This window comes from Paracoccus salipaludis, from assembly GCF_002287065.1.
GTDB classification, from domain to species: domain Bacteria; phylum Pseudomonadota; class Alphaproteobacteria; order Rhodobacterales; family Rhodobacteraceae; genus Paracoccus; species Paracoccus salipaludis.
Map to the genome: position 1 here is coordinate 93,677 of NZ_NSJZ01000010.1, position 11,256 is coordinate 104,932.

The following is an 11,256-nucleotide window of genomic DNA, read 5'->3' on the forward strand; positions in this document are numbered from 1 at the left end:
CTCGGAAACAATAATTCACCCTGAGGAGTTCTGCTGCAACTTTGTTGCGATGCTGATTGCAAGGTGGAAACGGGATGGGACTTCTCGGCATTGTCCTTTCGCTCGGGCTGCTGATGTATCTCGCCTATCGCGGGATCAACGTGCTGATCCTTGCGCCGCTGCTGGCGCTGCTGGCCGTGCTGATGTCGGGGGACCTGCCAGTCCTCGCGACGTATACGCAGGTCTTCATGAAGTCGCTCGGCGGCTACGTGATCATCTATTTTCCGCTGTTCCTGCTGGGCGCGATATTCGGCAAGGTCATGGCCGACAGCGGCGCGGCGCGAACCATCGCCGAGAAGATCGTGGAACGCGTGGGGGCGCATCGCGCCATCCTGGCGGTGGTGCTGGCCTGCGGCGTGCTGACCTATGGCGGCGTATCGCTGTTCGTGGTGGCCTTCGCCATCTATCCCATCGCCAACGCGCTGTTCCGCCGCGCCGACGTGCCCAAGCGCCTGCTGCCGGCGGCGATCGCGCTGGGATCCTTCACCTTCACAATGACCGCCTTTCCCGGCACGCCCGCGATCCAGAACGCGATCCCGATGCCCTTCTTCGGCACCAATGTCTTCGCCGCGCCGATCCAGGGCACCATCGCCGGGCTCATCATGCTGTTCGGGGGCGTGTTCTGGCTCAACCGCCGCTCGGCCGCGGCCCACGCCAGGTCCGAGGGCTACGGCCAGCACGAGCGCACCGCCGCCGACAGTTCGCTGCCCGAGGACATGGACCTGCCCGGCTTCGGCGTTGCCATTCTGCCGGTCGTCTCGGTGATCGCGCTGAATGCGCTGTTCACTTATGTCATCATCCCGCGCATGAACGCGGCCTATCTCGCCGACCCCCGCTATGGCGAGACCACGCTGCAGTCGGTGGCGGGCATCTGGGCCATCATCGTGGCGCTGGTCGCCTCCATCGTGCTGGCCATCGCGCTGAACTGGCACCGGTTCACCAACCTGACCGAGAGCGTCAACAGCGGCACGATGGGCTCGCTTCTGCCGATCTTCAACACGGCCTCCGAGGTGGGCTACGGCGCGGTGATCGCGTCCCTGCCCGCCTTTGCCATCATCCGCGACGCGGTGCTCGGGCTGTTCCCGACGAACCCGGTGGCCTCGCTGGCCGTGGCCGTCAACGTGCTGGCGGGGATCACCGGCTCGGCCTCGGGCGGCATGTCCATCGCGCTGCAGGCCCTGGGCGAGCAGTTCGCGGCCATGGCGCGCGAGCAGGGCATCAGCATGGAGCTGATGCACCGCGTCACTGCGCTGTCCTCGGGCGGCTTCGACGCGCTGCCGCACAACGGCGCGGTGATCACCCTGCTGGCGATCACCGGGCTGACCCACAAGAAGAGCTATGGCGACATCTTCGTGGTCTCGGTGGCGATCCCGGTCTTTGCCACGGTCGTCGTCATCATCCTCGGCTCGCTGGGACTTTAGGCCATGCCCGACAAGATCGTCCCGGCCCGCGATGCCGCCGCCCTGGTCCATTCGGGCGACACCGTGACCACCTCGGGCTTCGTCGGCGCGGGCGTGCCCGACGGGCTGCTCAAGGCTCTGGGCGACCGCTTCGCCGAGGAAGGCCATCCGCGCGACCTGACGCTTCTGTTCGCGGCCGGCCAAGGCGACGGCAAGGGCCGGGGGCTGGACCGGCTCGCCGCGCCGGGGCTGGTCCGGCGCATCATCGGCGGCCACTGGGGGCTGATCCCGAAGCTGGGCGCGCGGGCGCTGGCGGGCGAGATCGAGGGCTGGAACTTCCCGCAAGGCGTGATCTCGCATCTTTACCGCGACATCGCGGCGGGCAAGCCCGGCACCCTCAGCCATGTGGGGCTGGAAACCTTTGTCGATCCGCGCCACGGCGGCGGCCGCATCAGCCCCGCCGCCACCGAGGACCTGGTCGAGCTTGTCACGGTCGGCGGCGTCGAGCGGCTGTTCTTCAAGGCCATGCCGATCCATGTGGCGCTGCTGCGCGGATCGACCGCGGACCAGCGCGGCAACATCACGATGGAGCGCGAGGCGCTGATCCTCGACAACCTCGCGCAGGCGATGGCGGCCCGGAACTCGGGCGGGGTGGTGATCGTGCAGGTGGACGAGGTGGTGGCCGCGGGCACCCTGCCCGCGCGCGAGGTGGTGATCCCCGGCGCGCTGGTGGACGCGGTGGTGCTGGCACCGCCGGAACTGCACCCGCAGACCTATGCTACCCAGTACAACCGCTTTTACACCGGCCGCTACCGCGCGCCGATGGACGGGGCCGCGCCGCTGCCGCTGACAGACCGCAAGATCATCGCCCGCCGCGCCGCCTTCGAGCTGCCGGTGGGCGGCGTCGTCAACCTCGGGATCGGGATGCCCGAAGGCGTGGCGGCGGTCGCGGCGGAAGAAGGGCTGCTGGACCACGTGACGCTGACCGCCGAGCCGGGGGTGATCGGCGGGCAGCCCGCCTCGGGATTGGACTTCGGGGCGGCGGTCAACACCGATGCAATCATCGCCCAGAACCAGCAGTTCGACTTCTACGACGGCGGCGGGCTGGACCTCGCCTGCCTCGGCATGGCCGAGGTGGACGGCACCGGCAACGTCAACGTCAGCCGCTTCGGGCCCAGGCTGGCCGGGTCGGGCGGCTTCATCAACATCAGCCAGAACGCGCGGCACCTTGTCTTCGCCGGCACCTTCACAGCGGGCGGCCTGTCGGTCCGCGCGGGCGAGGGCCGGCTGGAGATCGCCGCCGAGGAGCGGTCGCGCAAGTTCGGCGCCTCGGTCGAGCAGGTCACCTTTTCGGGCGCCCGCGCCGCCCGGCTGGGCCAGCCCGTCCTTTACGTCACCGAGCGCTGCGTCTTCCGGCTGGAAGCGCGGGGCCTGCGCCTGATCGAGATCGCGCCGGGCGTGGACCTGCAGCGCGACATCCTGGACCAGATGGGATTTACGCCCCTGCTGGGCGAGGTCGCGCTCATGGATCCGCGCATCTTCACCGACGCACCGATGGGTCTGAAGGACGACCTGCTGACCATTCCGCTCGAGCGGCGGATCACCTGGGACGATGCCAGGGAGATCCTGTTCATCAACCTGTCGCGCCTGGCGGTCCGCACCCCGGCGGACATCCAGGCGATCCGCCAGTGCGTCGACGCAGTCGCCGGTCCCCTGGGGCGGAGGGTCGATGTGGTGGTGAACTACGATCAGTTCCACATCGCGGAACCCGTGGAACGCGCCTGGGCCGAGATGGTGGACGACCTCGAGGCGCGGCTTTACGGCACCGTCTCGCGCTATTCCTCCTCGGCTTTTCTGCGCCGCCGCTTGGGCCGCACCCTGGAACGCCGCCGGCGCGCGACCATCCATGACAGCGAGCAGGCTGCCGAGGAGGCGCTGCGTCATGGCGCAGACAAGGCCGCAGGTAATGGTGAGGTTGTCTGAAACCGTAGCCCATTTCCACTGCATTTGCCGTGACAACAAGGTCCATGGGAATGCCGTCTGGCACCGAAAAGTGTTGCACCGGCCTTCAGTACCTACTGTCCAGAAACAGCCGAAGCACCATCTCTGGCAGTTAAACGTTCAGGGCTTCTTCGAGCTTCAGCTTCGAAAGGTCTGGTCTGCCCTCGACGGCCAAGAGAAATCGAGGCTTTCGAGCGCGATGATCTCGAACTGCTTGCCGGCGCAATCGCGCGCGGCCGATCCTGTTCGCTCAAAATCGTCCTTGCGCCAGAGACAGACCGTCACGTCCGACAGGTGCCACGCCAACATCGGCTGCGCGTCCGCGAGCAGCTTCAAGCCAGCGGTTTCTGCCTGAACGACAAAGAACCGCGCCGCAGGGCTGGAATAAAAAGGTGAGCGCCGCCAGCAGCAGGACGGCTCCCCCGAGCACCGCAAAGGGCCAGCGCGTCATTCTGGTTGCCGAAGGCCGAGGCGCAGCCTTGCCGGGTCGTCTCGCCCCCCCGGTGCGGATGCGCTCCACTCCCAGCGTCGCCTCTTGAGGCGGCACGTTTTCCAGGTCAGTGCGGCATTCGTGATCATAGGTCTGGCCGCTGTCGCGAGCGTCGCATTCGATCACATCGGTCAGCCGGCCCCTGCCCCCTCCAGACGCGCAGTGACAAGCGACGCCGCGTCGAAATCGACATGGACAATCAGCGCGCGCTCTACTGAGCTTCCGATCTACTGCGCGATAGTCACCGCAGGCAGCTCCGACCCCGATTCTAAATCGTCGGACTCCCAAGCTGCGACCGATCCGTATTCGTGCCGGTGCTCTAGGTGCGAACACACCGTCGTCTGACCTGATTGTCTCGCCCCAGCATCGCATCCTTGTGCGCTCGAAGATTGCCCGGAAGATGTTCGGAGCGGACGAGGTTCTGGTCGCAGCCAAGCAGTTGATAGTGCTCGACGGCATCGACGTCGCCGAGGACATGGAAAGCGTGGAGTATTTCCACATCCTGTTCGACCGGCACGAGGTCGTATTCTCGAACGGCGCCGAGACCGAGTCTCTTTATACCGGCCCCGAAGCTCTCAAGGCCGTCGGCAAGGCGGCGCAGGACGAGATCTTCACCCTGTTCCCTGAACTCCGGGATCGTGACTACGCCGCGGCCGGCGCGCGCGTGCTTGCGTCAGGCCGGACTGCGCGACGGCTGGCCATGCGTCATGCCCAGCACGGCAGGCCGCTGGTTCAATAAGGGCCGAGATGAAACAAGTCCGAGCGGCCTCGGGAGGGGCCGTTCATCCATGCAAGAACCCTGCGCAAAGCCTCGTTCACGATGGCGCCCTTGTCCGGCTGAGCGTCCAAGGCGACGGCGGGATCAGGATCGAGCATGACGTTCATGCGCACCTTGCGCCGACCTTCGAGCAGAGGCGGTCAACCCAGGCGGGCGGCCTTGAGGAAATCGCCACCGAGTTCGCGGACTTCGCCGTCCAACCTGATGGATGGCTCGGTTTTCGGCATGGAGCCTCCTTTCCCTGGCATTCGCCTTGCGGAGGCTGATGACGTATCACCGGCGCGACCACTTCCAAGCCCTGCTGGCCGAAGCCCGCGCTGTGGTCGGAATCCGAACCGCAGGGCCAGCGCAGTCGTTCAAGCTGCTACGCTCTCAGGCTCGGACTTCATTCCCTGCATACAGGAGCGCCCGGACGACCTGCCGCATGTCCAGAGGCTTGTCGAGACGGGCAAGGCGGAGGTAGGGCTCGGGGATGGCCCACTGATCATAGCCGGTGGCGAAGACGAAGGGGATGTGCCGCTCGCGGAGCAGGTCGGCAAGCGGGAAGACCATCTCGCCGCCAGGTTGATGTCGAGAATGGCACCATCAGGCGCGGGCCGGGAGGCAAGCTGATCGAGGGCACCCGCCAGGTCGGGCACCGGCCCGAGCACCTCGGCGCCCAAGCCCTCCAGTTCGGCCTTCATGTCCTCGGCCGTGACATAGTCGTCCTCAACCACAAGGAGCCTCCGCCCGCGCAGCCAAGCTGGTGACACAGGTTCAGGCATCGTCTTCCCCATGGCGCGAGAAGGCCAAGTCGAGTGTCGAGGACACCGGCACAATGATGGTGCAGCGCACGCCCTCAGCGGTCAACGCATAGTTCGTTTGCGCCCGAAGCTGATAGGGCAACGCCCGCTCGATCAGCTCGCGGCCGTAACCCTTGCGGCAAGGGCCGGGCATGCCGTCCACCGTTCCCTCGACTGTCGCGCCATCGGGGTGAACGACGGACACACCCGTCTCGCGCCAGTCGACGTGCAGCCGCCGCTCGCCTCCCTCGCCCGGCTCCAGGCTCCAGGTCACCTCCAGATGGCCCTCGGGCCGGGACAGCGCGCCATATTTCAGTGCGTTGGTGGTGAGTTCGTGGATGGCCAGCGCAAAGGTCTGCACCGTGGCCGAGCGCAGGCGGATGCCCTTGAGCCCGCGCAGGGTGGCCTGCGGGCCTTCCCCGGCCTCGTCCACGACCCCGTGCGCCGTCAGCTCGGCCTGCAGGAGCTGGTCGAAGGTGATGCGGTGGCCCTCCTCCAGTCTGGACAGGAGTGCGTTGACCCGCCCCAAGGCCGCAAGGCGCTCGCGGATGCGCGTGCGGAAGTCGTCCAGCGTCTCCGACGTGGCCAGCGTCCGGTCGGTCACCCCGCGCACGACGGTGACGAGGTTCCTCGATCGGTGCTGGAGCTCGGCAACGAGCACGCGCAGGCGGTCGTGCAGTTCCACCTCTTCGGTGGCATCGTGTCCGATGCCGGCGATGCGCTGCACCCGGCCCTGCTCGTCGAGGAGCGGGAAGGAGGTGTCACGCATCCAGCGCACCTGTCCATCGGCGCGCAGTATCCGGAAGCTCTGGGACACCTGCTCGCCCTCGCGCACGCGACGGAGGTTGTCCAGCGCCTTCTCCCGGTCCTCGGGCAGGATCAGCTCGGCCCAGCGGCGGATGTGGTTGCCGCCTCGCACCTCCTCGATCCTGTGGCCGTAGACCTGTTCGAAGGCGGGACTGACATACTCCAGGGCGAGTGTCTTGCAGTCACGGATCCAGAGCACGTCGGCCGAGGCATCCCCGAACTGACGGAAGCGCTCTTCGCTCTCGCGCAGGGCCGCTTCGGCCTCGCGCCGCTCGGTGACGTCCAGCACGAACTCGACCACCTCGTCGTCGATCCGGCGCGCGGCGAAGAGCCCCCACCAGCGCGAGCCGTCCTTGCGGACGTACTGCTTCTCGTAGGGGGTGCATTCACCCCTTGTGGCGACCTCCTCGACGGCCTTGTGCGAGGCGTCGTGAAACTCGGGGGGAGTGAGTTCCTCCCAGGTCTTGCCCAGCGCCTCCTCGCGGGTGAAGCCGGTCATGCGAAGGAAGGCGTCATTCACCTCCATGAGGCTGAAGCTCCCGCTCCAGAACATCACGCCCACCGTCTGGATGCGCAGGACATTCCGCAGGCGCGCCTCGCTTTTGCGCAGACGCTCCTCGGCCTGCCGGCGCTCGGTGACATCTTCGATGAGCACCGCCACCCGGTTACTGCTTCGCTCGTCGGGGTCGGGCTTGAACAAGTAGAATTCCAGCCACCGGCCGATGGCAGCGGCGTAGTCCTCGCGCCGCTCGGGCTGTCCTGTCCGTGCAACCCGGCCCCAGTGCTCATACCAGGACGGCTCGAGGTCGGCGAACTCGATCATGCGCCGACCCGCGATATCAAACTCGAGAATGCGGGCAACGGCCGGGTTGGCCACCAAGAAGGTCACGTCGACCGCGCGGCCTTTCTCGTCGAAGATCACCTCGCCCAGCGCATAGCCCTGGTCCATGCTCTCGAAGAGCAAGCGGTAGTGCGCCTCGATGTCGATGTTCATCCCGGCCCACTTCTCGATCTTCCCTTCCGCATCCAGCACGGGAGCGGCCCGGACATTGGTCCAGCGCCAGCCGCCATCGGGGGCACGAAGGCGGAACTCGGCGTCCACGATCCTGTTAGCCGCGACAGCGTCTCGCCATTGTCGCTCGGCATAGGCGCGGTCGTCCGGGTGGACGGCGTCCAGCCAGCCGTAGCCGAGCCATTCGTCCAGGCTCTGGCCGGTATAGGCGCGCCAGCTCGGGCTGTCGGCGGTGACGACCCTATTGGCGTCGGTTTCCCAGGCCGCCCCTAGCAGGCGGCGCCGGGCCTCGCTCTCGCGCAGGTCGGCCTCGGCCCGGAGCCGCGCGCCCACTTCGACGGCGGTGACGAGCACGGCGAGCACACCCCCCATGCCGTCCCCCACGGGCAGGAGCGTGGCGTCGAAGACCTCTCCTCCCGCGTCGGTGACGGCGAGCGGCTTCGCGCGGATCTCGCCGGGCTCTCCGGCAAAGGCGCGGTCGTAAAGATCTGCCACCTCGGAATAGCTCGGGAAGGCTTGCGGGAGAGCAAGGCCAAGGAGGTCCGGGGCACGCGATCCATAGATCCGGGCAGCGGCGTCGTTGAAGAGGAAGGTCCGCGCTGGCGCCACGGCCAGCGAGGTGGGGCGGGGATCGATCAGCATCATCTCGACAGCCGCGCGCAGCCGCTCGGGCCAACCCTCGACGGGGCCAAGCGGTGTCGCCGCCCAGTCATGCTCGCGGATGCAGCGGTCCATCTCGCCGGAGCCAGGAGGCCAGCTTGAGGCAGAATCGCGCTGAGACATCGACCGGTTCCCGACCACAGGACGTTCAATCAACAATAGGGAGCCAAGGGAAACGTTCCCAGCCGGCCGCCATGCACAGGGTGACGCTACAACGGAGAGGTCTCTCATGCGCAACCTGTTCTGGCTTACTATGGCACAGATGGTCCGTCTGTCCCTGCCCCGCTCCCACGGCAGACCTCGCGTGGATGACCGACGGGTGCCGAGCGGCATCGCCCACGTCAATCGCGACTGCCTGCGATGACGTGATGCGCCCTCTGCCTACGCCTCGCACAAGCCGGTATCGACTGAGCCGCAAGAGCGTGTGCGCGCGAATGCTTCTGGCGCTGGCCGACACGGGACAGGACGCGAGCATCCTGATGCCGGACGCGACCTGTCTGAAGGTCCACCGGACAGTTGCGAGCTTGCGCGCCGACCACGGCGTCGGCTGATCGGACGCACCAAGGCGGTCTCACCTCCAAGCTCCACGTCCTGACCGATGCGAGGGGCCGGCCCACACAGATGTTCCTCAACGCGGCCACCGGAGTGACCATGCGGGCGCGCTGGCGCTGCTGTCATCCATACCCCAAGCTCCGACGCTGATCGCCGACCTGGGCCATGACGCGGACTGGCTGCGAGCGGCCTTTGGGTGATCGCGGGACTGCTGGCTGCATCCCTCACGACGGGGCCACCGGACAGCAGCCAAGCATGACCTCTACCCTCTATCGTCATCGCCACAGGATCGAGAACGCCTTTGCCCGGCTGAAGGACTGGCGCCGGATCGTCACGCGCTATGACCGATGCGCTGATCTTTTCCTATCATCCGTCGCCTTGGTCGCCGCTCTTGTTATGGCTCTGAGGAATGAAGTCCGGCCCAAGAGACAAGGTCCGACATGACGTTCCGCGCCGTTTCCCCTGATCCCGGCACTGCCGTTGCTTGCGGCTTGTGAAGCACAGGAGCCAGTTGCCTTGGAGCTTCCGACGGACGAAGTGCCGGTCCAGCAACGGCTTGTCAGCGGCAACGGGCGATACAGCTTCAAAAACGGCTGCGTCGTCGTTCTGGAGCAGGACCGCGCTGTGGCGGGTTATCACCGCTCTCATCGCTTCCCAGGATCAGGTCCAGGCACTTCTTAAGCCGTAACGCAAACGATCTGCGCCTCATCGCCCGCCCTTAGCCGGCGGCTGTTCCATGCGACCAAGAGGACACGTTAAGCGTGTAAACAGGCCGTCAACTCGCCTCAGACGCATCATTCTTTCCCGAAAAAGCGAGAAATCCCCTTCAACTGCATGGTTAAGAAGGTGGCCTGAGCCTGTTAGGATGAACTCGGTGATGATGAGAAGTAACTGGTCTGCATAGAGTGCCAGTGGGATGTTGAGGACATCCTGCTGGCACTCGACACATCTGACCACCCATGCGCTTGCCGCTGAACGGCAGGCGCTCTCATGCCGCGGAACCCGGCAGCCCGCTACAGGGTCGGTCCACGAGCTGCTCGCACCAACCCTCCCTGTCGGAACCTGCCCGCCCTCAGCGGCGGGCTTTTTCATGCGTGAGCCCCTCGCCAACTCGCCTTATGGTGCATAAGGGGCGATAACCAAAACCAGCCTCTCGGATACCAAGCCTCGCCCCTCACCACGGGCGGGCCTTTGCTTAGCTAGGTTACCAATAGGTGCCTACCCTTTTTGGTAACTAACATCCGCAGTCGACCTGCATTACTTCTGTCCTCGTTAACTAGTTCGCCACGTTGGCGTTTTACCAGTATAAGGGGGTGGCTCCGGTCGCCCCCGCCTGGTCGTTCCTCAGGGACCGATCGCAAGAGCCCTGCCCTTACCGGCGGGGCTTTTTACTGTCCGCCAACAGAAACGGCGGCGAGAACACCCGCCGCCTGAAGTCATCTCGTCGAAGTGGGCTCTCAGCTCTTGCCGCCGCGATTGCTGTCGCTGCCGTTGCGCCGGATCTCGTCGCTCTGGGCCTGATCGGGACGGCCCTGATCCGGGTTGCTGCCCGGCCCGCCGTGTTGCCGCTGTTCGTCGTCCTTCTTGTCCTTCTTCTGACCGGACGGCTGCTGATTCTCTGCCATTGGCTAACTCCATTGCTGGCGCGCGGATTGCTTCGCGCATGTGAGGAGAACGTCCGGCGCGACGCTCGGTTGCCGCCGACACGGCGGCGGCCGCCTGCTAGGCGTCTTGCCGCCAGCCTCTGCCTGCGAGCGCAGCCCGCGCAGGTGCCACGGATATCCTGCGGCCAGTCCGCGGCGTGACCCGCTGGACCATCTCACAGCCAGGATCCGGAACCTTTGCATTTCCACAGCGCACCACAGGACGCCCATAGCGGTCGACGTCCATTAGCTTGCAGGCACCTCCTCCCTCTGATTCCATCATGGGGCAGCCCGAAGGACTGCCCCCGGAGAGAAGCGAGAGCTCCGGGGATCCTCAACCCGCCCAAAGAGAAGGCTCGAACAACGGAGTTGACCCATGAGCCCCGAACAGAGAAATAGTTTCCCCAGGCAGCCTCACGCAGGATCAGCTTCTCGAGCGTGAGGTTGGAGACTGCCTTCCGCAGCCGCTCGTTCTCTTTCTCGAGATCCTTCAGCCGTTTCACCTGGTCGCTCTTCAGCCCGCCGAACTCCTCGCGCCACCGGTAGTAGGTGAACTGGGTCACGCCGATCGAGCGCACCGCTTCGGCCATCGACTGGCCCTGTGACACCAGCACGTCCACTTGCCGGAGCTTGGCAACGATCTTCCCGGGACTTGTGCTTCTTCTGGGGCATTCCTTCGCCCTCCATCTGGCTCGAAAGCCTACTTCGGGGAGGACCACTTTTCAGGGAGCAGGTTCTCACGGCAGCAATCGTCGATTGCGGCCAGGATGCGGAACTTGCGCGAGGCGCCGAAAGTGTCGGCCACGAAGTCGAGCGACCAACGCTGGTTTGGCACCAAGGCCGCCGGTATCGGCGTGCGGGTGCCGCGGGCGCGCTTCCGGCTCCGTCGCCACTTCACTGCCGAGCCTTCCTCGCGATAGAGCCGATAAAGCTTCTTGGGGTTCATCAGCATGCCCCTGCGCTCCAGCAGCAGACCGATCCGCCGATAGCCGAACCTGCGGCGCACGGCTGCGATCTCCTGCATGGCCTTGCGGATCTCGAGGTTGTCAGGCGGACGTTCGCGCCAGACCGGCTTGCGGCACGACACCGACC

Annotated in this window: 8 protein-coding genes and 3 pseudogenes; 4 read left to right on the forward strand and 7 right to left on the reverse strand. The window is 66.0% G+C overall.

The features are described 5' to 3' along the window. Window positions 1-74 precede the first annotated feature (74 nt). The gene (locus CK240_RS12105) at window positions 75-1,460 is read left to right on the forward strand and encodes a GntP family permease (protein WP_095640604.1); all 1,386 of its coding nucleotides are present in this window, start codon (window positions 75-77) and stop codon (window positions 1,458-1,460) included. A 3-nt stretch (window positions 1,461-1,463) separates the two neighbouring features. After that, window positions 1,464-3,422 (forward strand): acyl CoA:acetate/3-ketoacid CoA transferase, encoded by a 1,959-nt coding sequence (locus tag CK240_RS12110; RefSeq protein ID WP_095640605.1) that lies wholly within the window; start codon window positions 1,464-1,466, stop codon window positions 3,420-3,422. Window positions 3,423-3,578: 156 nt separating this feature from the next. Here the strand turns inward: CK240_RS12110 and CK240_RS12115 are convergent, their stop codons facing one another. Then, window positions 3,579-3,776: a hypothetical protein gene (locus CK240_RS12115; protein ID WP_095640606.1), complete on the reverse strand. Its 198-nt coding sequence runs from the start codon at window positions 3,774-3,776 to the stop codon at window positions 3,579-3,581. Window positions 3,777-4,195: 419 nt separating this feature from the next. On the opposite strand from CK240_RS12115, the gene CK240_RS12120 reads away from it, so the two are divergent. Then, entirely contained in the window at window positions 4,196-4,669 is a 474-nt protein-coding gene (locus tag CK240_RS12120; RefSeq protein ID WP_095640607.1) for a Hint domain-containing protein, read from the forward strand. Here CK240_RS12120 and CK240_RS19225 read toward each other — a convergent pair. From CK240_RS19225 to CK240_RS12135, 3 genes are all read right to left on the reverse strand, one after another. Beyond that, on the reverse strand, window positions 4,663-4,815 hold the full coding sequence (locus CK240_RS19225) for a hypothetical protein (protein WP_240517397.1): 153 nt from the start codon (window positions 4,813-4,815) through the stop codon (window positions 4,663-4,665). The genes CK240_RS12120 and CK240_RS19225 overlap by 7 nt on opposite strands. Before the next feature lie 265 nt (window positions 4,816-5,080). Next, window positions 5,081-5,260 carry a response regulator gene (locus tag CK240_RS19230; protein WP_240517398.1) on the reverse strand — a complete coding sequence of 60 codons (180 nt, stop codon included), beginning with the start codon at window positions 5,258-5,260 and terminating at the stop codon, window positions 5,081-5,083. A 204-nt stretch (window positions 5,261-5,464) separates the two neighbouring features. Then, on the reverse strand, window positions 5,465-8,044 hold the full coding sequence (locus CK240_RS12135; RefSeq protein WP_095640608.1) for a PAS domain S-box protein: 2,580 nt from the start codon (window positions 8,042-8,044) through the stop codon (window positions 5,465-5,467). Between the two features lie 154 nt (window positions 8,045-8,198). On the opposite strand from CK240_RS12135, the pseudogene CK240_RS12140 reads away from it, so the two are divergent. Beyond that, window positions 8,199-8,965, forward strand: a pseudogene (locus CK240_RS12140) (IS5 family transposase). A gap of 1,013 nt (window positions 8,966-9,978) precedes the next feature. Here the strand turns inward: CK240_RS12140 and CK240_RS18715 are convergent. The 3 genes and pseudogenes from CK240_RS18715 to CK240_RS12150 form a co-directional block, all read right to left on the reverse strand. Beyond that, the gene (locus CK240_RS18715) at window positions 9,979-10,146 is read right to left on the reverse strand and encodes a hypothetical protein (RefSeq protein WP_167650040.1); all 168 of its coding nucleotides are present in this window, start codon (window positions 10,144-10,146) and stop codon (window positions 9,979-9,981) included. Window positions 10,147-10,553: 407 nt separating this feature from the next. Beyond that, a pseudogene (locus CK240_RS12145) lies at window positions 10,554-10,836 on the reverse strand (transposase); the annotation flags it as partial. 58 nt (window positions 10,837-10,894) lie between these two features. Then, window positions 10,895-11,256: pseudogene (locus CK240_RS12150) on the reverse strand (IS3 family transposase); the annotation flags it as partial.